The organism is Pigmentiphaga litoralis (genome assembly GCF_048632615.1).
Classification (GTDB): domain Bacteria; phylum Pseudomonadota; class Gammaproteobacteria; order Burkholderiales; family Burkholderiaceae_B; genus Pigmentiphaga; species Pigmentiphaga litoralis_B.
In genome coordinates this window covers 4,193,702-4,217,078 of record NZ_CP184479.1, presented here as the reverse complement: position 1 = coordinate 4,217,078, position 23,377 = coordinate 4,193,702, and the positions used below count along the sequence as shown (strand labels likewise).

General features: G+C 64.4%; 14 protein-coding genes and 3 pseudogenes. 6 read left to right on the top strand and 11 right to left on the bottom strand.

Annotated elements, in window-relative coordinates:
• Nucleotides 1-67: 67 nt before the first annotated feature.
• Nucleotides 68-2,979, top strand: a pseudogene (gene ppc / locus ACNANG_RS19400) (phosphoenolpyruvate carboxylase).
• A gap of 257 nt (nt 2,980-3,236) precedes the next feature.
• On the opposite strand, the gene ACNANG_RS19395 reads toward ppc, so the two are convergent.
• From ACNANG_RS19395 to metE, 5 genes and pseudogenes are all read right to left on the bottom strand, one after another.
• Complete coding sequence (locus ACNANG_RS19395) at nt 3,237-3,965, bottom strand: TerC family protein (protein ID WP_420224376.1); 729 nt, start codon at nt 3,963-3,965, stop codon at nt 3,237-3,239.
• Between the two features lie 202 nt (nt 3,966-4,167).
• A complete protein-coding gene (locus ACNANG_RS19390; RefSeq protein ID WP_420224375.1) occupies nt 4,168-4,881 on the bottom strand; it encodes a TerC family protein in 714 nt (237 codons plus the stop codon).
• Nucleotides 4,882-4,934: 53 nt separating this feature from the next.
• Entirely contained in the window at nt 4,935-5,816 is an 882-nt protein-coding gene (gene sucD, locus ACNANG_RS19385) for a succinate--CoA ligase subunit alpha (RefSeq protein ID WP_420224374.1), read from the bottom strand.
• A 31-nt stretch (nt 5,817-5,847) separates the two neighbouring features.
• Nucleotides 5,848-7,008 carry an ADP-forming succinate--CoA ligase subunit beta gene (sucC, locus tag ACNANG_RS19380; RefSeq protein ID WP_420224373.1) on the bottom strand — a complete coding sequence of 387 codons (1,161 nt, stop codon included), beginning with the start codon at nt 7,006-7,008 and terminating at the stop codon, nt 5,848-5,850.
• 376 nt (nt 7,009-7,384) lie between these two features.
• A pseudogene (metE, locus tag ACNANG_RS19375) lies at nt 7,385-9,828 on the bottom strand (5-methyltetrahydropteroyltriglutamate--homocysteine S-methyltransferase).
• A 157-nt stretch (nt 9,829-9,985) separates the two neighbouring features.
• Between metE and ACNANG_RS19370 the strand changes: the two are divergent.
• The gene (locus ACNANG_RS19370) at nt 9,986-10,906 is read left to right on the top strand and encodes a LysR family transcriptional regulator (protein ID WP_420224372.1); all 921 of its coding nucleotides are present in this window, start codon (nt 9,986-9,988) and stop codon (nt 10,904-10,906) included.
• Between the two features lie 171 nt (nt 10,907-11,077).
• Here the strand turns inward: ACNANG_RS19370 and ACNANG_RS19365 are convergent, their stop codons facing one another.
• The 6 genes from ACNANG_RS19365 to ACNANG_RS19340 form a co-directional block, all read right to left on the bottom strand.
• Entirely contained in the window at nt 11,078-11,365 is a 288-nt protein-coding gene (locus ACNANG_RS19365; RefSeq protein ID WP_420224371.1) for a regulatory protein RecX, read from the bottom strand.
• 1,215 nt (nt 11,366-12,580) lie between these two features.
• On the bottom strand, nt 12,581-13,672 hold the full coding sequence (gene recA / locus ACNANG_RS19360) for a recombinase RecA (RefSeq protein ID WP_420224370.1): 1,092 nt from the start codon (nt 13,670-13,672) through the stop codon (nt 12,581-12,583).
• Nucleotides 13,673-13,998: 326 nt separating this feature from the next.
• A complete protein-coding gene (locus tag ACNANG_RS19355) occupies nt 13,999-15,045 on the bottom strand; it encodes a MaoC/PaaZ C-terminal domain-containing protein (RefSeq protein WP_420224369.1) in 1,047 nt (348 codons plus the stop codon).
• A 38-nt stretch (nt 15,046-15,083) separates the two neighbouring features.
• Nucleotides 15,084-16,031 carry an HpcH/HpaI aldolase/citrate lyase family protein gene (locus ACNANG_RS19350; RefSeq protein ID WP_420224368.1) on the bottom strand — a complete coding sequence of 316 codons (948 nt, stop codon included), beginning with the start codon at nt 16,029-16,031 and terminating at the stop codon, nt 15,084-15,086.
• A 40-nt stretch (nt 16,032-16,071) separates the two neighbouring features.
• The gene (locus ACNANG_RS19345) at nt 16,072-16,812 is read right to left on the bottom strand and encodes a GntR family transcriptional regulator (protein WP_420224367.1); all 741 of its coding nucleotides are present in this window, start codon (nt 16,810-16,812) and stop codon (nt 16,072-16,074) included.
• Between the two features lie 11 nt (nt 16,813-16,823).
• On the bottom strand, nt 16,824-18,023 hold the full coding sequence (locus ACNANG_RS19340; RefSeq protein WP_420224366.1) for a CaiB/BaiF CoA transferase family protein: 1,200 nt from the start codon (nt 18,021-18,023) through the stop codon (nt 16,824-16,826).
• A gap of 235 nt (nt 18,024-18,258) precedes the next feature.
• Between ACNANG_RS19340 and ACNANG_RS19335 the strand changes: the two genes are divergently transcribed.
• The 4 genes and pseudogenes from ACNANG_RS19335 to ACNANG_RS19320 all read left to right on the top strand — a co-directional run bounded on the left by ACNANG_RS19335 (nt 18,259) and on the right by ACNANG_RS19320 (nt 23,350).
• Nucleotides 18,259-19,266, top strand: coding sequence for a Bug family tripartite tricarboxylate transporter substrate binding protein (locus ACNANG_RS19335; RefSeq protein WP_420224365.1), 1,008 nt, complete (start codon nt 18,259-18,261; stop codon nt 19,264-19,266).
• 60 nt (nt 19,267-19,326) lie between these two features.
• Nucleotides 19,327-20,015, top strand: a pseudogene (locus ACNANG_RS19330) (response regulator).
• 127 nt (nt 20,016-20,142) lie between these two features.
• The gene (locus ACNANG_RS19325) at nt 20,143-21,528 is read left to right on the top strand and encodes a sensor histidine kinase N-terminal domain-containing protein (RefSeq protein WP_420227590.1); all 1,386 of its coding nucleotides are present in this window, start codon (nt 20,143-20,145) and stop codon (nt 21,526-21,528) included.
• Nucleotides 21,529-21,676: 148 nt separating this feature from the next.
• A complete protein-coding gene (locus tag ACNANG_RS19320) occupies nt 21,677-23,350 on the top strand; it encodes an MFS transporter (RefSeq protein WP_420224364.1) in 1,674 nt (557 codons plus the stop codon).
• The last annotated feature ends 27 nt before the right edge of the window (nt 23,351-23,377 follow it).

Below are 23,377 nucleotides of genomic sequence, written 5' to 3'. Positions count from 1 at the left end.
TCCCCGATTCGAGCCGCACCCGCTTTCCTGTCAACGCCTTCCAACCATAACCAGAAGCCAAGACCTGATGACGACTGCCAGCGCCGCCCCCGACCTTCCTTTCCGCAACGATATTCGCCTGCTTGGCCGCCTGCTCGGCGACGTGATTCGCGCCAGCGAAGGCGAACATGTCTTCGACACGATCGAGACCGTCCGCCGCAACGCCGTGAAGTTTCGCCGCGATGGCGACGAGGGCGATGGGAAAGCACTCGAAAAGCGGCTCAAGCAGCTGTCGCCGGACGACACCAATTCCGTGGTGCGCGCCTTCAGCTACTTCCTGCATCTGGCCAATATTGCCGAAGACCGCGACCAGAACCGGCAACGGCGCGCGCAGTGGCTGGAAAGCGATACCCCTACGCGGGGCACGCTGCGCGATGCGGTGGCGGGACTCAAATCGCGCGGCGTCACGCCCGCCAAGATCCGGCAGGCCCTGCACCAGGCGGTCATGTCGCCTGTCCTGACGGCGCACCCGACCGAGGTGCAGCGCAAGAGCACGCTGGACGTGCACCGCGAAATCGCGCGGCTGCTGCAGGATCGTGACACGCCCCACACGCCCGATGAGGCCTACGAGAAGTCGCTGGAACTGCTTGGCCGGATCGACACGCTGTGGCAGACCCGCATGCTGCGCTATACCAAGCTGACCGTGGCGGATGAGATCGAGAACGCGCTGTCCTACTACCGCAGCACCTTCCTGACGGTGATCCCGCAGATCTACGCGCACCTGTCGCGGCTGCTGGGCCGCGAAGCCACCGACCCGTTCGCCCCCCTGCCCCCGCCCATGACGCCCTTCCTGACCATGGGCAGCTGGATTGGCGGCGATCGCGACGGCAATCCCAATGTGGACGCCAACACCCTGCAACTGGCCCTGCTGCGCCAGACCGCCACGGCGGTCGAGTTCTATCTGGACGAGACCCACGCGCTGGGCGCCGAGCTGTCCATGACGACGCTGCTGACCCCCGCGTCGGAAGCCCTGCTGGAACTGGCGGAGCACAGCGGCGACACCTCCAGCCATCGAGCCGACGAGCCCTATCGCCGCGCCCTGGTCGGCATTTATGCCCGGATAGGCGCGACCGGCAAAAACTCACGGGCCGCGACCTGGCCCGCCGCGCCGCGCCGCCTGCCGAACCCTACGGCAGCCCGGATGAACTGGCGGCCGACCTGACCGTGATCGCCGATTCGCTGGTCGAACACCATGCTGCGCCGATCGCCCGCCTGCGTCTGGCCGCGCTCCGCCAGGCGGTATCGGTATTCGGCTTCCACCTGGCCACGATCGACCTGCGGCAGAGTTCCGACGTGCATGAACGCACGCTTGCCGAGCTGTTCGCGCGGGCTGGCGTGCAAGGCGATTATGCGTCGCTGACCGAAGACGAACGCGTCGAGCTGCTGCGCGACGAGCTGACCCAGGCCCGGCCGCTGGTGTCGCCATGGATGACCTACAGCGAAGAGACCCAGCGGGAACTGAACATATTCCGCGCGGCCGCCAAGGCACGCGCGGATTACGGCCCCCAGGCCATGCAGCATGCCATCGTGTCGCACACCGAGACCGTCAGCGACCTGCTGGAAGTGCTGGTGCTGCAGAAGGAAACCGGCCTGATCGCCCCCGGCGCGGACCCCACCGGCAAGCGGCCGCCCGACGTGGGCGAAGGGCTGATCGTGGTGCCGCTGTTCGAAACCATTCCCGACCTGGTCAATGGCCCCGGCATCATGTCGCGTTACCTTGACCTTCCGGAAGTACGCGCCCGCGTCAAACATGCGCAGTACGGCGTGCAGGAAGTCATGCTGGGCTATTCCGACAGCAACAAGGACGGCGGTTTCCTGACGTCCAATTGGTCGCTGTACGAAGCCGAACGCGCGCTGGTAGAGGTGTTCAGCCAGCGCAAGGTGCGCCTGCGCCTGTTCCATGGCCGTGGCGGCACCGTGGGCCGGGGCGGCGGTTCCAGCTTCGACGCCATCCTGGCCCAGCCGCCAGGAACCGTGGCCGGCCAGATCCGCCTGACCGAACAGGGCGAGGTGATCCAGAGCAAGTACAAGGATGCCGACATCGGCCGCTGGCACCTGGAATTGCTGACGGCCGCCACGCTCGAAGCCAGCCTGGTCGACCCGGCCGAGGCCAAGCAGGCCGAAGACAAGCTGTTTGCCGAATTTGGTCCGACCATGCAATTCCTGTCGGACACCGCCATGCGCACCTATCGCGCGCTGGTCTACGAGACCCCGGGCTTCGCGGACTATTTCTTTGCCGCCACGCCGCTGTCCGAAATTTCGGAGCTGAACATCGGGTCCCGCCCGGCCGCCCGCAAGTCCACCGGCCGCATCGAAGACCTGCGCGCCATTCCCTGGGGTTTTTCATGGGGCCAATGCCGGCTGTTGCTGCCGGGCTGGTATGGCGTGGGATCGGCCATCGAGGCCTACCTGCGGGGCGGTCCGGACTCGGGCGCCCAAGGCAAACGCAGTGATCGCCTGCGCCACCTGCGCGACATGGCGCAGCGCTGGCCTTTCTTCAAGACGCTGTTGTCGAACATGGAGATGGTGCTGGCCAAGACCGACCTGGCCATCGCGTCACGGTATGCGCTGCTGGTCGAAGACCGCGCCCTGCGCAACCGCATCTTTGGCGCCATGCGGGACGAGCTGGAACGCACGATCGCAGCCCTCAAGCTCATCACCGGGCAACGGCAGCTGCTGGCGGACAACCCGTCGCTGGCGCGATCGCTGCGCGACCGGATTGCGTACATCGACCCGCTCAATCACCTGCAGATCGAACTGATCCGCCGCTACCGAAGCGCGCAGCGGGACGCTGCGGGCAAGGCCGGGAAGAAGTCGGCGGGCGGCAGATCGGGCAAGGCCGGCAAGGCGAAGGACGTGGCCGCGCCCGATGAACGGACCCAGCGCGGGATCCACCTGACGATTAACGGAATTGCGGCGGGATTGCGCAACACGGGGTGATGCCCAGGCGGCGCGTCGGCTATCAACGCAGGTAATGCGCAGCCACGGAAACCACTGCGCCGATCACGCCGATCAGCAACAGCATCTGCATCAGAGACATACCCGTTTGAAGCTTTTTCATGACACACCCTTGATCTGGCAGACCAGTCTGCCGCAGGCGCATGATAGCCGACAGCAGATACGACAACGCCCCGCGGGGCGGGGCGTTGTCGTCGATCCGGGACCCTCTTGAACGAGAGGGTCGCTGCATCGCTTGCTTAGACCGGGTGCGGCGTAGCCGTCGTCTTCTTGCGCTTGGCAATGGCCAGGCCCACGACCACGACGATCAACGCGCCCACGATTTCGGCGGCGTACGTCAGTTCGGTGCGGTAGTTGGCCAAGGCCGTCGGCGCGATCAGGTAACGCTCGGTGGCGACGTCGGTCACCAGCATGCCACCCGCGATCCAGCCGAGCAGCGCGCCGCCCAGGATGATGACGATGGGGAAACGGTCGATCAGCTTCAGGACGATCGTGCTGCCCCAGACGATGATCGGCACGCTGACCAGCAGACCGAAGATCACCAGGCCCAGTTGATGGGCTTCGTCGGCACGCTGCGCGGCGGCGGCGATGGCGATCACGTTGTCCAGGCTCATCACGAAGTCGGCGATGATGATGGTCTTGATGGCCGACATCAGGGTCGAACCGCCTTCGACGTTGTGCGCATCATCTTCAGGAATCAGCAGCTTGATGCCGATCCAGAACAGCAGCAGACCGCCCACGACCTTCAGGAACGGAATACCCAGCATCGTCACCGCGAACGCGATAAGGATCACGCGCAAGATAATGGCGCCGGCGGTACCCCAGAGAATGCCCTGCATGCGGGTCTTCTGGGGCAGGTTGCGACAAGCCAACGCGATCACGACCGCATTGTCCCCACCGAGCAGGATGTCGATGAGGATGATTTGAAAGACGGAGCTCCAATTGAGCGTCTGAAAGAACTCAAGCACGTGCGATCCCCTAGCAGGTGGTAGTGGGGGTGGACCCCATTTTTGGTGTGGACAGGCGACCCGATGCCTCTTCGTCCCGACCCTGCCGCTTGCGCCCGCACGCTTGCGTCATGATCCTGGGAAAAGAAATGCCGGCCCGATATTCTGCATCAGGCCGGCAAGGACTTACATCAGGCTTTTACATAAAGAGAAAAGCCGAGAATTACGCCGTTGCGGCGCCCTTCTCGTGGCGCGACTTCAGGAACTTGCCAATGGCAAGCACGATGATCGCGCCGATGATGCCGCACGCGATTTCCGCACCATGATGGCTCACGCCGATGGACGCTTCGATCGAGTCGGTATAGGTGTGGTACAGCGCCGGGTCGTTGACGAACAGTTCGCCAGCGATGAAACCCAGCAGCGCCGCGCCTGCCCAGACGATGAGCGGGAAACGCTCGATCACCTTGAGCAGCAGCGTGCTGCCGAAAATCACCAACGGGATGCTGATGGCCAGGCCGGCGATCAGCAACGTGGTGTTGCCCATTGCCGCGGCAGCCACCGCAATCACGTTGTCCAGGCTCATGACCAGGTCAGCGATAAGGATGGTTCGGATCGCAGCGAGCATCGTGCCCTTGACCGCGTGACCTCCGTCGTCTTCGCCTTCAGGTACCAGCAGAGTGATACCCACGTACAACAGCAGGATGGAGCCGATAAGCTTCAACCAGGGCAGCTGCAGCAACTGCGCAGCAACCAGCGTCAACACGATCCGCATGACGATCGCAGCCGCAGAGCCAATGACAATGGCTTTCTTCTGTTGATGCTCAGGCAGCGAACGTGCTGCAAGAGCGATGACCACCGCGTTGTCCCCCGACAACAGGATGTTCACCCAGACGATCTGGAGCAATGCCAGAAAAAACGCTGTAGATCCGAATTCCACTCTTTTCTCCTCTTGGACGGGTGCGCGGCGAACCGCGCACCGTCACCCGGGTATTACATGACGGACTTCAGCAGCTTGGCCATTTCCGACGGGTTCTTCGTCGTCTTGATGCCGCAAGCTTCCATGATGTCCAGCTTGGCTTGTGCGGTGTCGTCACCGCCCGAGATCAGCGCACCGGCATGGCCCATGCGCTTGCCCGCGGGCGCGGTCACGCCGGCGATGAAGCCGACCACCGGCTTCTTCATGTTGTCTTTCGCCCAGCGCGCAGCGTTGACTTCGTCCGGACCACCGATTTCGCCGATCATGATCACGGCGTCCGTTTCCGGATCGTCGTTGAACATCTGCAGCACGTCGATGTGCTTCAGGCCGTTGATCGGGTCGCCACCGATACCGACCGCGCTGGATTGACCCAGGCCCAGTTCGGTCACTTGCGCAACCGCTTCGTACGTCAGCGTGCCGGAGCGGCTGACGATGCCGATGCGGCCCTTGCGGTGGATGTGACCCGGCATGATGCCGATCTTGATTTCGTCCGGCGTGATCAGGCCCGGGCAGTTGGGTCCGAGCAGCAGCGTGCGCTTGTTTTCGGCGCGCATGCGATTGCGCACTTCCAGCATGTCACGCACCGGAATGCCTTCGGTGATGCAGATGACCAGATCCAGATCGGCCTCGACGGCTTCCCAGATCGCGGCGGCTGCGCCTGCCGGCGGCACGTAGATCACCGACACGTTGGCGCCGGTGGCGGCCTTCGCTTCGGTGGCGTTGGCGAAAATCGGAATGCCTTCGAAGTCTTCGCCGGCTTTCTTGGGGTTCACGCCCGCCACGAACGCGTTGCGTCCGTTGGCGTATTCGCGGCACATACGCGTGTGGAATTGACCGGTCTTGCCGGTAATCCCTTGCGTGATGACCTTGGTATCTTTGTTGATCAGAATCGACATGAAAAGTCCTTGTGTCCTAAGAGCGCGGCGGTTACTTGGCGGCGGCTACGACAGCGGTGGCCGCTTCGGCCATCGTGTCGGCGCTGATGATGGGCAGGCCGGAATCGGCCAGCATCTTCTTGCCGAGTTCCTCGTTGGTGCCCTTCATGCGAACCACCAGCGGCACGCTCAGGCTCACGGCCTTGCATGCGGCGATCACGCCTTCGGCGATGACGTCGCAACGCATGATGCCGCCGAAGATGTTGACCAGAATGGCCTTCAGTTCCGGGTTCTTGAGCATGATCTTGAACGCTTCGGTCACCTTCTCGGCCGTGGCGCCACCGCCGACGTCGAGGAAGTTGGCCGGCTCGCCGCCGAACAGCTTGATGGTGTCCATCGTGGCCATGGCCAGTCCGGCGCCGTTCACCAGGCAGCCGATGTTGCCATCGAGCTGGATGTAGGCGAGGTCGAACTTGCTGGCTTCGACTTCAGCGGGGTCTTCTTCGTCCAGGTCGCGGTAGGCCACGACTTCAGGGTGGCGGAACAGCGAGTTCGAATCGAAGTTGAACTTGGCGTCCAGCGCGATCACGTCGCCGTTGCCGGTCACGATCAGCGGGTTGATTTCGGCCAGGTCGGCGTCGGTTTCGACGTAGGTCTTGTACAGACCCTTGAACTGGGTGACCGCCTTGTCGATCGAGCCTTCGGGCACGCCGATGTCGCGGGCCAGCTTGGCGGCGTCGGCATCGGTCAGGCCGGTTGCGGGATCGACGAAGACTTTCAGGATCTTCTCGGGAGTGGCGTGGGCCACTTCTTCGATGTCCATGCCGCCTTCGCTGGAGGCCATCACGCAGACGCGCTGCGAAGCGCGGTCGGTCACGACGCTGACATACAGTTCCTGCTTGATGTCGGCGCCTTCTTCGATCATCAGGCGCTTGACCTTCTGACCTGCAGGACCGGTCTGGTGCGTGACCAGTTGCATGCCCATGATCTCGCCAGAGATCTTGCGCACTTCATCAAGGGAGCGCGCGAGCTTGACGCCGCCGCCCTTGCCACGCCCACCGGCGTGGATCTGGGCCTTCACGACCCACACGGGGCCACCCAGTTGTTCGGCCGCGGTGACGGCTTCGTCGACCGTGAACACGGGGATGCCGCGCGGAACGGTGACGCCAAATTTCTTCAGAAGCTCTTTGCCCTGATACTCGTGGATTTTCATGCGGAGCCTTCGCTGTCAGGGAGACGTTGAATGATCGGTTGAAAGGATGACGGGCAGAGCGTCGTGCCGACTGCGCACGCGCGGATGCCCGATGCAGGTACTAGGTAAAGCATGGAATGACTCGCCGGTCAGGCGTGGCCGGAACGACATACCGGTCACGGCGCTCACACTTCGGGCGCATACGCAAACGCTCCTGCGCGCAAATGGAGCAGGAGCGTTCGGACGTTCGAGACTGCAGATTCAGCAAATAAAGGCATGCGTTACAACTACCCGGTTGGTTGCCGACCGTACGCGCTGACCACAGGGAGAACCCTGGTGGCGGTGCCGGAGCAACAAAACCCGTGAAGTATAGCGCACGCCCGGGACGGGCAGTGGGTCAGGCGGCGGACCGCAAAAACCGCGCTGCATCGACCATTTTCGCCAGTGCAGCTTCGGTTTCCGGCCAACCGCGCGTCTTCAATCCGCAGTCAGGGTTTACCCATAGACGCTCGCGCGGAAGGCGCGTTGCCGCCTTTTCCATGAGCTGAACCATCCAGTCCACCTCCGGCACGTTGGGCGAGTGTATGTCGTACACCCCGGGGCCGATATCGTTCGGATAGCTGAAATCCTCGAAGGCCTTGAGCAGCTCCATGTTCGAACGCGAGGTTTCAATCGTGATCACGTCGGCATCCATGGCCGCGATCGCCTCGATGATGTCGTTGAACTCGGAATAGCACATGTGCGTGTGGATCTGCGTGGCATCACCGACGCCCGCCGTGCTCAGGCGGAAGCAGTCGACCGCCCAGTGCAGATACTGCGCCCATTGCGAGCGGCGCAGCGGCAGGCCTTCGCGGAAGGCCGGTTCGTCGATCTGGATCACCCGGATGCCGGCCTTTTCCAGGTCCAGCACTTCGTCGCGCAAGGCCAGGGCCAGCTGTTCGCAGGTCTGCCTGCGCGGCTGGTCGTCTCGCACGAAAGACCATTGCAGGATGGTGACCGGGCCGGTCAACATGCCTTTTACGGGTTTGTCTGTCAGGGACTGCGCGTAGGTGGTCCAGCCCACGGTCATGGCCGCCGGGCGGGACACATCGCCGAAGATGACTGGCGGTTTGACGCAGCGCGATCCATAGCTCTGTACCCAGCCGTTCTGGGTGAAGGCAAAGCCGGCCAGCAGTTCGCCAAAGTACTCGACCATGTCGTTGCGCTCGGCTTCGCCATGCACCAGGACGTCCAGGCCGACACGTTCCTGGAAAGCGATGCTGCCGGCGATTTCCTTGCGGATGGCCGCTTCATAGGCCGCGTCGCCGATCGCGCCCTCCTTCCAGTCGCGGCGCAGGCCACGGATGTCCTTTGTTTGCGGAAAGGAACCGATGGTCGTGGTCGGGAAGGCGGGGAGCTTGAGCCACGCCTGTTGGGAAGCAATGCGGTCCTGGAACGGCGCACGGGCGCGGTCGACGGCGAGCGCATCGGCTAACCGAGCCTGCAGCGCGCGGTTATGGATGCGCGGGGAGGATGCCCGGGCCTGGCAGGCGGCGCGTTGGGCGGCCCAGGCGGCGGCATGGGCGGCCGCCGCGGGGGTTGCCGGGATGTTTGCTGGGATGGCGTGGCTGGCTGGCCGGGCGCATGGTCGGGCGCTTGGTCGGGCGCTTGGTCGGGCGCTTGGTCGAGCGCTTGGCCGGGCGCGTGGTCGAGCGCTTGGCCGGGCGCGTTGTCGGGCGCATGGCCGAGCGCGTGGCCCAGCAGCGCCAGTTCTTCCAGCTTTTGGTGGGCGAAGCTGAGCCAGCTGCGCAGTTCGTCGTCCAGTTGATGTTCGGCCGCCAGATCCACCGGCACATGGAGCAGCGAGCAGGACGGGGCCAGCCACAGGCGATCGCCCAACGCGTCCGCCACGGGAGCCAGGCGATCCCGCGCCGCGTCCAGATCCGCGCGCCAGATATTGCGGCCATCAATGATCCCCGCGGACAGCACCTGATCGGCACGCAAGGCGGCCGCGACCGGAGCAAGCTGGTCGGGCGCGCGCACCAGGTCGACATGCAAGCCTGCCACCGGCAATGCCAGGGCGGTATCAAGGTTGTCGTCCAGGCCGCCGAAATACGTGGCGAGCAGCAGCTTGACCGGCGCAGCCTTGAGCGTGGCATACACCGACGCGAACGCATCGCGCCATGCTTGCGGCAGGTCCAGCACCAGAATGGGGTCGTCGATCTGTACCCACTCCGCCCCCTGCTCCGCCAGCCGCTTCAATACCGCCACATAAACGGGCAAGAGCCCGGTCAGCAGATCCAGCTTTGCACTGTCATCGGCACCGTCGTAGGCATCGCCCTTGGCCAGCCACAGCCAGGTCAACGGACCCGGGATGACCGGTTTGGCGTTCACCCCCAGTGCACGCGCTTCGGCAACCTGCTCGAACAGACTGTCGCGGGCGATCCGGAACGTCTGGCCGGGCCAGATTTCCGGCACAAGATAGTGGTAATTGGTATCGAACCACTTGGTCATTTCGCAGGCGGCGGCGGGATTGCCGCTCGGTGCCCGGCCACGCGCCATGCGGAACAACGTGTCCAGTTCGACCGGCTGGTCCGCCGGCTGTTCAAAGCGTGCCGGCACCGCGCCCAGGGTGCAGGTCCATTCCAGTACGTGGTCATACCAGGCAAAGTCCCCCACCGGAACCAGGGTGAGCCCGGCGTCGGCCTGCACTGCCCAGTGACGGGCGCGCAACGCGCGGCCGGTGGCATCGAGTTCATCGCGCGTGGCGGTACCCGCCCAGTAACGTTCCAGAACGTGCTTGAGTTCGCGGCGAACGCCGATACGGGGAAACCAAGGGCGTGAAGGTGGGGCATGGCAAATCCTGAATGTGGGTAGGCGGCGGAGACCGTGCGGTTCGGTGCGGCACGATCTCCTTGCCCGGCATTGTCAGGGCGCCGTGGCTTGAATCAAAATCAACTTTCACATAGGCAGTATGAGGAACATTCAAGTCAGGCTGCTTTTCGGGTAGCATGCTCGCATGATCGATATCCGCCACCTTGAAACCCTGACAGCCATCCGTGAAGGCGGCAGCATGGTCGAAGCGTCCGAACGCTTGCACGTCACGCAATCGGCCCTGTCGCATCAGCTGCGCGAACTGGAAGACCGGCTGGGCACCCAGTTGCTCAACCGGCGCACGCGTCCGCTACGATTCACCACCGCCGGGCTGCGCATGCTGGCGCTGGCCGACGACGTACTGCCCCGCATGCGCACTGCCGAACGTGAATTGAAACGCCTGGCCGCCGGGCGCACGGGCCGCCTGCACATGGCCATCGAATGCCACTCGTGCTTCCAGTGGCTGATGCCGACACTGGATGTGTTCCGCGAACAGTGGCCCGACGTCGTGCTGGACCTGTCCGCCGCCTTCTCTTTCGCGCCCTTGCCCGCGTTGACGCGCGGTGACCTTGACCTGGTCATTACGTCCGACCCCATCCGGTCCGAATCCATCAGCTACGTGCCGCTGTTCCGGTACGAACTGGTCCTGGCCGTATCCCGCAAAAGCCCGCTGGCCGACGCCAAATTCGTGACGCCCGCCCAGGTGGCCGAGCAGACCCTGATTACCTACCCGGTTGACCGCGACCGCCTGGACATCTACACCGCCTTCCTCGACGCCGCCGACGTCGAACCGGCCGAGACCCGCACCGCCGAACTGACGCCCATGATCGTGCAACTGGTGGCAAGCGGCCGCGGCGTCACCGCCATCCCGAACTGGGCGTTGACGGAGTATCTGGACTTGGGGATGGTGCACAGCTGCCGGCTGGGCGAAACCGGTGTGTGGCGAACGCTGTATGCGGGGGTGCGCATCGAAGACGAGCAAGCACCCTATATCCAGGACTTCCTGGCGGTCGCGAAGGAACTGAGCTTCAAGAACCTGCTGGGGATCAAGGCGCCGAAGAGTTGATGGCGGCGCGAAAGATCGGCAAGTGTTGACCACGCGCCTGAGGACAGGAGAGTTATTTGACCTTTGGAAGCGTGTTTGGTTTTGCCTATCGCCGGGTATGGGCCTGTTTAGGCCCGATCCCGAATAGACCCGATCCCAAGCCGAACAGCATTGGCGATCGGGTCGCCCACGTCATTCGTCGTCGAATGCAGCGCCGGCGCCGGCCAGCACGCGTTTGATCACGTCGTACGAAAAGCCGCGCGACATCAGGAAGCGGGTCTGTTTGGCGCGGGCGTTGGCATCGGCGGGAGGGGTGCCGTAGCGGCGTTCCCAGACCTCGCGGGCGCGGTCGAGTTCGGTGGCCTGCAGCGATTCCTTGACCTCGGCGATCTGGTCGGGATCGACGCCGTGCTGGCGCAGTTCCTGCACCACCCGCGACATGCCGCGGCCCGGCGCGCGGCGATGGACAAGGCTTTGCATGAAGCGTTCGGCCGACAACCATCCTTCTTTTTCAAGCTGGCGATGACCGGGTCGATCTCGGCCGGGTCTTCGGCGTGGCGAGCCAGCTTGCGGCGCATTTCCTGTTCGCTGTGTTCACGGCGCGACAACAGGTCGACCGCGCGGGCTTTCAGGGATGGGCCCTTTCTTTTGGTCGGCTGGACGGTCGGGGGACTGCCGGGCGGGGGCACGTTCGAGCTGGGCGCGACGAACGGTTCGTCATCGTCGTCTTCCAGGTCGAACGCGTCGGTATCGTAGGTGTCGGACAGGTCGGCGACGAAGCCGATCTTGCCGGTCATGGGCGGGCTGGAGGCCGTGACGGGTGCGGCGTCCGAACTGAAGACGTCTGGCGGTGCCGAGGGCTTCGCAAATGCAGAGGCGGATGAGGGTGCGGATGCAGACGCGGATGTAAATGTAGATGCGGAGGCGGATGCAGATGCGGGCGCGGATGCAGATGTAAATGTAAATGCGGACGCAAAAGCAGATGCAGCAGCAGACGCAGCGCCGCGCGCGGCCTGACCGGGCGCGAGCAGGGTCGACGCACGCACGACCGGCACGCTGCCAAGAGCAACGCCCTGGGCGTCGTCCTGTTCGACGTCCGTGGCTTGCGCGGGTTGCGCGGGTTGCGCCGTCGCGGACCGCACACCTCCAGGCCTGCCGGCGGATGCGTATCGGCTGGACGACCGGGTATAGCCGTCTTCATCGACAACTGGCGCAGGCATCGCACCGCCGCGACGTGACTTGGCTGGCTTGCCGAAGGACTTGCCCGCCGCGCGCGTGTCGGACGACCGGGTGTATTCAGATGAGGAAGAAGAGGAAGAGGAGGACGCCGATGACAGCGATGATCCGCTGCCGGATCGGGAACTGGACTTGGCGCCCGATCCGAAACTGCTGCCCCGCGATTTGCGAGCCGCACGTTCATCGGACGATCGGGAAAAGGTGTCTTGCTGGGCTTCCGCCCGTTTGGCCCGCTCGATTGACGTGCGGGAATATTCGCCGTCTACCTCGTCTTCGGAAGCCGAGGCAACGGGAACGACAGGTTCGGTACCAGGCGCCGACGTGTCAGCCGCCTGCCGCCGAGGCGGCACGCGCTTGACGGGGCGGCGGTCTTCCGCCGAGTCCCCGTCGCCGTCGGCTTGGCCGCCCTTCGATCGCCCGCCAGGGCGGCCGAAGCTGGAACGGCCGTTGCCGAAACGATTACTCGTCGTCACCGCCTGCTGCGGCGGTAGCGGCTACCCCTTCGGCGAGTGCTGCAACGCCGAGGCCTTCGCGCACACGGTTCTCGATTTCGCGTGCCAGTGCGGGACGCTCTTTCAGGAACTCGCGGGCGTTGTCCTTGCCCTGGCCGATACGTTCGCCGTTATAGCTGAACCACGAGCCCGACTTTTCAACGATGTTGGCCGACACGCCCAGGTCGATGATTTCGCCTTCGCGCGAGATGCCGGCACCGTACATGATGTCGAATTCGGCGCTCTTGAACGGCGGCGCAATCTTGTTCTTGACGACCTTGACGCGGGTTTCGTTGCCGACCACTTCGTCGCCCTTCTTGATCGAGCCGGTACGACGGATGTCGAGACGGACCGATGCATAGAACTTGAGCGCGTTGCCGCCGGTGGTGGTTTCGGGGTTGCCGAACATGACACCGATCTTCATCCGGATCTGGTTGATGAAGATGACCATGCAGTTGGTCCGCTTGATCGACGCGGTCAGCTTGCGCAGCGCCTGGCTCATCAGCCGGGCCTGGAGGCCAGGCAGCGAGTCGCCCATTTCACCTTCGATTTCGGCCTTTGGCACCAGGGCCGCGACCGAGTCGATGACGATCAGGTCGACCGAGCCCGAGCGCACCAGGGCGTCGGTGATTTCCAGCGCCTGTTCGCCCGTGTCGGGTTGCGAGATCAGCAGATCGGTCAGGTTGACGCCCAGCTTGGATGCGTACTGCACGTCGAGCGCGTGTTCCGCGTCGATGAATGCGCACGTGCCGCCCAGCTTTTGCATTTCGGCCACGACCTGCAACGTGAGCGTGGTCTTGCCCGACGATTCCGGACCGTAGATTTCGATCACCCGCCCCCGTGGCAACCCACCGACGCCAAGGGCGATATCCAATCCGAGCGAACCGGTGGAGACGATCTGGATGTCGTGCTCGACCTGGTTGTCGCCGTAGCGCATGACCGAGCCCTTGCCGAACTGCTTGTCGATCTGCGACAGGGCAGCGGCCAGCGCCTTGGTGCGCTCGGCCTGGGCATTGGCGGCAGCGGCTGCTGCGGCTTTGGAAACTTTGGTGTCGTCCATTTTTGAGTCCCTTGTGGAATGGGCGGATTATTGCATCGCCTGATACTGTATAAAAAAACAGTATGTGACCGCAAGGTCCTTCGGACAAAAAGGTCCAAAGGCATGGATTTCGCGCAACATCTGGTGCACGCGCGACCCTCCCCCTTGCTGCGCCGGCCGGCTGCCGCGTCATGGCGCGTTCACCGGTCGTCGTCCCCACACTGCGTATTGCGGCATCGGCCTGAAGCCATTGTGCCGCCGTACAAGGAATGTGCGGCCAACGGGCGCCCACGCAAGGGGTGCAAGACGAAATAACTGGGTTTATTTACAGTATTTTTGCGAGCGGTTCAGTAGCCCGCGGCGCCGTAGGGATTGGGTGCGGATCGGCGATAGACCATCAACACGCGCTGGTAGGAATTCACGAATTCGCCGCGCTGATTGTGCACCGTGGTCAGCACCGTAACCACGCCTTCATCGGGCCGCGACCTGGACAGACGGGTGTCCAGCACGGTGGACCTGGCTTCGATCGTGTCGCCCGCCATCAGGTCAACACCGAACTTGACGTCGCTCCACCCCAGATTGACCGTAACCCGGCCAAACGTCCGGGTCGACAGCGCGACCGCGATGCCGATCCCCCAGGTCTGGAGCACGACCGGCCCTGGCAGCCCTGCCGCCCTGGCGTATTCGGCGTCGTGCGTCTGCGGGTTCCAGTCCAGCGCCCGCAACGCATGCAGGACCGCCTCTTCGGCCAGGATGGTGCGGCGGGGCGAATGGATGAACGTTTCGCCTGCCCGCAGATCCTCGAAAAAGACGCCGACCTGCTCCAGCCAGGCGCCGTCCGACCGTTGCAGATGGGACGCAAACCGGGCTTCCATGACCGGACTGTCCGGGCACTGTTCACGGTCCGGACCGGCGGCCGAACGCCACAGCTCGATCGTGTAGTCCAGCGTCGCGACTTTCTCGCCATGCTGGTTGAACCCTTCGGTGCGCAGGGTGACCCTGCCAAGATCCCCATCGATGTCCTCGAGCCCGATGACTTCGCTTTCGACATACAGCGTGTCGCCCGCAAATATGGCCTTGGTCAGCGCGATGCTGGACATGGCGACGATGCGGCGGCGCCGGCCGAATGTCTTGGTCGTCATGCCGATCAGGCGCTGCAGGGTCAGCGTGCTGACCATGATGTTCTTGCGCCAGCTGGTGTGCTCGGCAAAACACTGATCGAAATGCACCATGGCCGAGTTGACCGAATCCAGCGCTTCGTTGACGTTGTCCTGCTGCGAAAAGGTCACGCCGGGCCGGTGAATGAATTTCTGGCCCACGTTCAGATGGTCGAAACCCAGACCGAATCGTTCGAAGTAGGTGTGATCGTCGACGCGATAGTAAGAGGTGTGCATGGCGCAATCCAGGCGATGTCGAAAAAGTGACGGGCGGGTCACACGGCGCGCCGCGTGATGCGCAGCGCATTGAGATAGACGGGTTCGTCGACCATCTTGCCGTCGACCGTGCAGGCCCGGCGGCCCGCTGCCTCGAACCCCGCGACCACCCTGTTCGCCCAGGCCGCCTCGGCCGGGCTGGGGGCAAAGCTCTGCAGGATCGGTGCGACCTGCGATGGGTGGATGGCCAGCTTGCCGGCAAAGCCCAGCGCCTTTACGCGAGCGCATTCATCGCGCAATCCCGCGTCATCGGCCAGGTCCAGGAAGGGCACGTCCAGCAAGGGGACATCGGTCCCGGCGCAGTCGAAGGCCAGGCGGGACCGGACGTGCAACAGCGCTTCCCACGCAAAGGCAATGCCGGCCTCGACGCAGTAATCCGCCGCGCCAAAACCGATGGCCGCCACGGCCGGATGGGCGCGCGCGATCTCGGCCACGGACCGCACGCCTTGGGGCGTTTCGATCAGAGGTATCAGGCGTAGCGCGGGCGCGGCGCGCAGCAATTGGGACGCCAACAGCCGCACCTCGGTCGCATCCGCCACCTTGGGCAACACGATCGCGTGCAAAGCCGGCATGGGCTCGGCATGAACGAAGGCGTAGAGATCTTCGAGCCCGGCTGGTGTCATTGGCGAACTGATTCGGAGCGCGACAACCGGACGGGTCAGCCTGTTGGATCCGACAGGGTCGGATCCCGGAACATCAGTGGAATTGTCTGCGGACGACGCCTTCGATGCGGCCCCCGAGTCCCTGAGAGCCGCCCTCCCCGCCAGCCACGCAAACGCGTCGCGCCGGGCCGACGTCTTGTCCGCATCGGGCACGGCGTCTTCAAGATCGATGATGATGCCCGGCGCGCCGCTGCGCAGCGCCTTGTCGTACCGGTCGGGCCGGTTCCCGGGGCAGAACAGGAAGGTGGCGGGAACGACGGCAGAAGCATCGATGGCAGGGGTCACGCAAGCGCTCCCGAAGCGGGAAGCCACCCGCGCGGCAGGGTCAGCCCGCCGGCTCGCGCCGCATCACCGTGGTGAACAGATGCCGCCCTTCGGGAAACAGCCCGATCGAAGCGACGATGAGGTTCTTTTGCGTGCCGTAGTACCAGGTGCGGGTACGCAAGGTGGGAGATGACGCGGGGGTTTCGAGCAGCCTGGCTTGCGCGCGCGTCAGGCGCACGGCGTCGATGGACTGCCGGATCTCGGTGACCCGGTCGCCGCGTTCGTCTGCCAGCAATTCGGCAATCGACGCGCTGTAGCCGTCCAGCCGGTCGGCCGGCCCAGCGTACATGGTGGGAATGTGATGCTCGCTGTAGACCACGGGCGGGGCGCCGTCCTGCGCGCGCCGCACGCCGGTCACCCGCGTGAAGGCCTGCCCGGGCTCGGCCTGCAGGGTGCGCGCCTGGGCGGCGTCGAACACCACATCGGTCACCGTCAGCGTCTGAAAACGAAAGCCCTTGGTAAAGCGCAGGATTTCGTCCACCGTATTGCCGACGTGAACGAACGTGCTGCCGGGCGTGGCGGATTCCACGCGTGTGCCCACGCCGGCCTTGCGGCTGACGATGCCCTGCGTTTCCAGTTCTCGCAGCGCCCCGCGAACGGTGATGCGGCTGACGCCGAATTGCTGGCACAGCGCACTTTCGGTCGGCAGGAGCGCGCCTGCCGGATACTGTCCACCGCGTATCTGCTTGAGGAGTGTCTGGGCGAGCATCATGTACTGCGTGCCCGCATTGCGTTGAGCCATCGTTCTGCACTTCAGAGTACGCCAAGGGTTCTCAGTCTACCTTGCTCATCGCCATCGATTCCCAGGGCTGCAAGGATGTCCCCGGTGTGTTCGCCAAGCGCGGGCGCCCCGCGCACGGGCACGGCCGGACGCGATGTCCGCAAGGGTGACCCGACCGTGCGCAATGCGCCGCCACCGGGCAGATCGACGCAGGCGATGCGCCCCCCGCTGCGGGCGAACGGCGCGTCCAGCGCCTGCCCGACCGACCACACCGGCGCCGCCGGCACCGACCCGCCAAAGATCGCGATCCATTGCTCGGTCGTGCGCGTGCTTAGCGCCTCATCCAGCATGCCCGACAGCAGCTGACGGTTGGGTGCGCGTTCGGCAAAGGTCAGGAAACGCGGGTCGGTGATCCAGGCTTCCCGATCGATCTTCCTGCACAGGTTGCGCCAGAATTTTTCCTTGTTGCACATGAGGTAGATCCAGCCGTCTTGCGTGCGGTACAGCTGACAGGGCGTCAGCACCGGATGGCCGGAACGCGGCTGGCGTTCGGTCTGCTCGCCGGCATTCAGATACCAGGCAGCCACGTAATTGAGGTTGAACAGCGCCACGTCGAACAACGAGGTATCGACGTCGCAGCCCTGGCCGCTGCGGCTGGCCTCCAGCATGCCGCTGACCAGCCCCAGCGACATCATCAGGCCGGTCATGTAGTCCACCACCGACAGCCCCATGCGCGCAGGCAGCGAGTCGGGCTCGCCCGTGACCGAGAAATAGCCGGCCTCGGCCTGCATGAGGTAGTCGTAGCCGGGCCAACTGGTGCGTTCGTTGTCCCGGCCATAGGCGGAAATGTGGCCGCACACGATGGCGGGGTTGACGTGCTTGAGACGCTCGTAGGTCAGCCCCAGTTTGGCGGGAACGTCGCCGCGCAGGTTGTGCATCACGGCGTCGGCCGTGGCCACCAGGCGATGAAAGATGCGCTGCCCATCGTCATGATTCAGATTGAGCGTGATGCTTTTCTTGCCGGCGTTCAGGCTCTGAAAGAACAGGCTTTGCGCCGTCTCGGGCAGATCATCCCGAAAGTGGGGGCCTACATATCGGGATACGTCGCCGCCCATGTCGGGCTGTTCGATCTTGATGATTTCGGCGCCCAGCGATGCGAGCAACTGCGTGCCGAACGGGGCGGCGCCGTACTGTTCAACCGAAAGGATGCGGTAGCCGGAAAGAATGGACATGAAAGCGACGCCAGGTGAAAAGTGCCAACTGCGGGAATGCATCGGCCAGCCAAGTGCGGGATCGCATCAGCGATATGCGGTGAACGCCTGCCGGAACCGCCCGGCGCCCGGTCCATCGACGCCCCCGGCGAGAACCCGGGAACGTGCCGATATTGCATTTGATATAACAATATATCAAAATGCCTGCAAAACAAAGGGGCGGCCGGCCGGCTGCACCCAACCCGCAGGAGACGTCATGAAACTCTTCCCAAGCGCGCTGCTGGCGCTGGCGACGGCGTTGCCCGTCGTATTGACCGCGGCGCTGGGCAGTCCCGGCGCCTATGCGGCGTCCACCCCGTTTCCCGGCAAGCCCGTGCGCATCGTCATTCCCTTTGCAGCAGGGCAAGGGTCGGACATCCTGGCGCGCGCGATCGGCGAGCGGCTGACCAAGGCCTGGGGCCAGCCCGTCGTGGTCGAAAACCGCGCGGGCGCCAACGGCGCCATCGCCCTCCAAGATGTGGCGCGCAGCGCGCCGGACGGCTACACGATCCTGCTGACGTCCAACTCCCCCATCGTCATCAACCCAAGCCTGTACAAGAAGCTGCCTTATGACGTGGGCCGCGACTTCGTGCCGGTCGCGCTTCTGGCTGCCACGGACATGGTCATGGTGGTGAACGACAAATTTCCTGCAAGGAACCTGCAGGAGGTCATTGCCGAACTGAACGCGCATCCCGACAAGTACAGCTATGGGTCGCCCGGCACCGGATCGACCAGTCACCTGAGCATGGAAGTCTTCAAGCGCACGGCCGGCGTCAAGATCACGCACGTGCCCTACAAGGGCAGCGCGCCCGCCTTTACGGACCTGATCGGCGGCAGCACCCAGCTGATGATCGACGCCATGCCAAGCGCCCTGCCCCAGGTCAAAGGCGGCCGCGTGCGCGCCATCGCGATCACCAGTTCCGACGTGCCGTCCACCATCGCGCCGGACATTCCCACCGCGTCGTCGGCAGGCGTATCGGGCCTGCCCGAACGGCCCTGGTACGGCGTCTTCGCCCCGCGCGCCACGGACCCCGACATCGTCGCCAAGGTCCGGCAAGACCTGCTGGCGGCCATGACGTCCCCGGAAATCCACGGCCGCATGGCCGAGCTCGGGCTGGAGTCCGTTCCGCCACTCAGCGCCGCCGAGTTCGCCGCCTTTCTGAAAGAGCACACCGACTACTGGAATCAGGCCACCCAAAAGATTGGCATGTACCAGACCGAATAGACGCCGAAATCGCGCTGCACCCATGCTCACGCAGACCCCGGGCCGCATTACAATCCGGGTATGCGCATCCTCATCGCCGAAGACGACAGCATCCTTGCGGATGGGCTGTCCCGCTCGCTCCGCCAAAGCGGTTATGCCGTCGACGCGGTCCATGACGGACTGTCGGCGGACTCCGCCCTGGCGGCGCAGCCTTTCGATCTGCTGATTCTCGACATCGGCCTGCCCAAGCTGAACGGCACCGAAGTGCTGCGGCGCCTGCGGGCGCGCAATTCGCACATGCCGGTGCTGATCCTGACCGCGGCGGACAGCGTCGAACAACGCGTCAAGGGGCTGGACCTGGGCGCCGACGATTACATGGCCAAACCGTTTGCGCTGTCGGAACTCGAAGCGCGGGTGCGCGCGCTGACCCGGCGCGGCGCGGGCGGGGGCCGGCGGTGCTCAAGCATGGGCGCCTGTCATTCGACCAGGTGGGGCGCGTGGTCACGATCGACGACCAGATCGTCGAACTGTCGGCGCGAGAAGTCAGCCTGCTCGAAGTCCTTCTGTCGCGCAGCGGGCGCATGGTCAGCAAGAAGCAGTTGGTGGACCACCTGTGCGAATGGGGTGAAGAAGTCAGCACCAACGCCATCGAAGTGTATGTGCACCGGCTGCGCAAGAAACTGGAAGTGGGCGAAGTCAAGATCGCCACGGTGCGCGGCCTGGGGTATTGCCTGGAGCGCGAAGCCGGCGCAGCCGCCGGCGCGCCTTGATGGCCCGCGGCGTGCTTCCAGCCGGTACCGCGCCCGCATGAACGACGATTCCGAAGGATTGGACCCGGCGGCCGTCGCGCCGCCCGAGGCGCAGGCGCGGTCGCTGTTCGGCGAGATCCTGGACTGGATGCTCGCGCCCCTGTTCCTGCTGTGGCCCATGTCGGTCGCCATTACCTACGTCGTGGCGCAGTCGATCGCGGTCGTTCCCTATGACCGCGGACTGGCCAACAGCGTGCTGGTGCTTGCCCAGCAGGTCAAGGAAGTGAACGGCCGGGCGCGCCTGACCCTGCCCGTGCCCGCACGCGAGATGCTGCGGGCCGACGAAACCGACACGGTCTTCTATCAGGCATTGGGCACGCGCGGCGAATACCTGGGTGGCGATCGCGAGCTGCCCCTGCCCCCAGGCGCCGAACGCCCCTTGCCGGGCATCGTGCAATACCGGGACGACACCGTGCGCGGCTTCAGCGTGCGGGTGGCCTATACCTGGGTGTCGTTGCCGACGCTGGCGGACGGCCAGCCGGCGCTGGTCCAGGTGGCCGAGACGCTTGAAAAACGCTCGCAACTGGCCAATGAGATCATCAAGGGCGTGATCATTCCGCAGTTCGTGATTTTGCCCCTGGCGGTGCTGCTGGTGTGGTTCGGGCTGTCACGCGGCATTGCGCCGCTGAACAAGCTGCAGGCCCGGCTGCGCGCACGGCGGCCGGATGACCTGTCGCCCATCAACGAGCGGGAAGCGCCGCAGGAAATCGCGCCGCTGGTGGCGGCCATGAACGATCTGCTGCAGCGCCTGTCATCCAACGTGGAAGCGCAAAAGCGTTTCGTGGCTGACGCGGCGCACCAGATGAAGACGCCGCTGGCTGGCATCCGCACACAGGCCGAACTCGCGCTGCGCAACGCCAGTCCGGAAGACATGGAAGCGAGCCTGCGGCATCTCATTTCCGGCGCCGAGCGTGCCACGCGGCTGGTCAACCAGTTGCTGGCGCTGGCCCGTGCCGAGGACCCGCGCAACCCGTCGAACCTGCACAGCGACATCGACCTGCAGGCCATCGCCCAGGAGCAGACGCAGAACTGGGTGCACGAAGCCATGGCGCGCGACATCGACCTGGGACTGGAAGGCGAAGACGACCCCGTCATGATCCGCGGCAACGCCTTGTTGCTGGCCGAACTGCTGAACAACCTGATCGACAATGCCTTGCGCTACACGCCACGGGGCGGGACCGTGACGGTCCGGGTGCGCGTGACGCCCGCCCAGGCGATTCTGGAAGTCGAGGATTCCGGTCCCGGCATTCCGGAAGCGGAACGCGAGATGGTGTTCGATCGTTTCTACCGGGTGCTCGGCACGGCAACCGATGGCAGCGGGCTGGGCCTGGCCATCGTGCGTGAAATCGCCCAGCAACACGGCGCGACCATCACGGTTACGGGAAACTCCCAACCCGGCAGTGGCGCAGGCCCTGGAACCCGCATCGCTACAGCCTTCGGGCGTTCCCAGCCCATAGACCCCGCGGTCAACTAAGAAACTACTTCAGGCTTTCAGCATTCCGTAAGTAAGCCGTCAGCGCCGCGTAAGTCCGTGTTTCTACTCTGAATCAAGCCTGACAAATCATCAGGCAAGTCTGCATCCATCAACTATCACAGCAGGCATTCCGAGGAGACACCCTTCCATGAACACCACGACGTCCGCCAGCGTGCCCCACGCCCCGGCACGCCCCATGACGAGCGAAGAGCGAAAAGTCATCTTCGCTTCCTCCCTCGGCACCGTTTTCGAATGGTATGACTTCTATCTGTACGGTTCGCTGGCAGCGATCATTGCACGCCAGTTCTTTTCGGGAGTGAACGAAACCGCGGCCTTCATTTTTGCGCTGATGGCCTTTGCGGCAGGTTTTGCGGTGCGGCCTTTCGGCGCACTGGTGTTCGGCCGGCTGGGGGACCTGGTAGGACGCAAGTACACCTTCCTGGTCACGATCCTGATCATGGGCGTGTCGACCTTTATCGTCGGTATCCTGCCGTCGTATGCGTCCATCGGCATTGCCGCGCCGATCATCCTGATCTGCCTGCGGCTGCTCCAGGGCCTCGCGCTCGGCGGCGAGTATGGCGGCGCCGCAACCTACGTGGCCGAGCACGCGCCGCATGGCAAACGCGGCGCATACACCAGCTGGATCCAGACCACGGCCACGCTGGGCCTGTTCCTGTCGCTGCTGGTGATCCTGGGCGTGCGGACCGTCGTCGGTGAAGACGCCTTTGCCGCATGGGGATGGCGCATTCCGTTCCTGCTGTCGATCGTGCTGTTGGCCGTGTCGGTGTGGATCCGCCTGCAGCTGCATGAGTCGCCCACCTTCAAGCGCATGAAGGAAGAAGGCAAGACGTCGAAGGCGCCGCTGACGGAATCGTTCGCGCGGTGGGGCAACCTGAAACTGGTGCTGCTTGCGCTGTTCGGCCTGACCGCCGGCCAGGCGGTGGTGTGGTACACGGGGCAGTTCTACGCGCTGTTCTTCCTGACGCAGACGCTGAAGGTCGACGGGACGACCGCCAACATCCTGATCGCGCTGGGCCTGCTGATCGGCACGCCGTTCTTCGTGCTGTTCGGGATCCTGTCGGACAAGATCGGCCGCAAGCCCATCATCATGGCGGGCTGCCTGATCGCCGCACTGACCTACTTCCCCGTGTTCAAGGCCCTGACCCACTATGCCAACCCGGCGCTGGAAACGGCACAGGCGAATGCGCCGGTGGTGGTCGTGGCCGACCCCAAGACCTGCTCGTTCCAGTTCAATCCGGTGGGCACCAGCAAGTTCACCAGTTCGTGCGACCAGCTCAAGGCCTTCCTGGCCAGCAACTCGGTCAATTACAGCAACGAAGCCGCACCCGCGGGCACGGTGGCTTCGGCCAAGATCGGCAATTCGGTGGTGCAGTCGTTCGAAGGCAGCGGCCTGCCCGCCGCCGAGCTCAAGACCAAGGGCGACGCCCTGAAGGCCCAGTTGACGTCCGAGATCCGCAGCCACGGCTACCCCGCCAAGGCCGAACCGGCGCAGATCAACAAGGTCATGGTGGTGGTGCTGCTCACCTTCCTGGTGATCCTGGTGACGATGGTCTACGGCCCGATCGCGGCCATGCTGGTCGAGATGTTCCCGACCCGCATCCGCTACACGTCGATGAGCCTGCCCTACCATATCGGCAATGGCTGGTTCGGTGGCTTCCTGCCAACGACGTCCTTCGCCATCGTGGCGGCTACGGGCAACATCTACTACGGCCTGTGGTATCCGATCGGCATCGCCGTGATGACGCTCATCATTGGCACGCTGTTCGTGAAAGAAACCAAAAATAACCGTCTGGAGGACTGACGGACGCTTGCTGGCATGGGCGCTGCG

Excerpts from the sequence above, each read along its gene's own strand:
- ACNANG_RS19345 (WP_420224367.1), bottom strand. The coding sequence starts at position 16,812 with ATGGCTCAACGCAATGCGGGCACGCAGTACATGATGCTCGCCCAGACA.
- recA (WP_420224370.1), bottom strand. The coding sequence starts at position 13,672 with ATGGACGACACCAAAGTTTCCAAAGCCGCAGCAGCCGCTGCCGCCAAT.
- sucD (WP_420224374.1), bottom strand. The coding sequence starts at position 5,816 with ATGTCGATTCTGATCAACAAAGATACCAAGGTCATCACGCAAGGGATT.
- sucC (WP_420224373.1), bottom strand. The coding sequence starts at position 7,008 with ATGAAAATCCACGAGTATCAGGGCAAAGAGCTTCTGAAGAAATTTGGC.
- ACNANG_RS19370 (WP_420224372.1), top strand. The coding sequence starts at position 9,986 with ATGATCGATATCCGCCACCTTGAAACCCTGACAGCCATCCGTGAAGGC.
- ACNANG_RS19335 (WP_420224365.1), top strand. The coding sequence starts at position 18,259 with ATGAAACTCTTCCCAAGCGCGCTGCTGGCGCTGGCGACGGCGTTGCCC.
- ACNANG_RS19325 (WP_420227590.1), top strand. The coding sequence starts at position 20,143 with ATGCTCGCGCCCCTGTTCCTGCTGTGGCCCATGTCGGTCGCCATTACC.
- ACNANG_RS19320 (WP_420224364.1), top strand. The coding sequence starts at position 21,677 with ATGAACACCACGACGTCCGCCAGCGTGCCCCACGCCCCGGCACGCCCC.
- ACNANG_RS19355 (WP_420224369.1), bottom strand. The coding sequence starts at position 15,045 with ATGCACACCTCTTACTATCGCGTCGACGATCACACCTACTTCGAACGA.
- ACNANG_RS19365 (WP_420224371.1), bottom strand. The coding sequence starts at position 11,365 with ATGCAAAGCCTTGTCCATCGCCGCGCGCCGGGCCGCGGCATGTCGCGG.
- ACNANG_RS19340 (WP_420224366.1), bottom strand. The coding sequence starts at position 18,023 with ATGTCCATTCTTTCCGGCTACCGCATCCTTTCGGTTGAACAGTACGGC.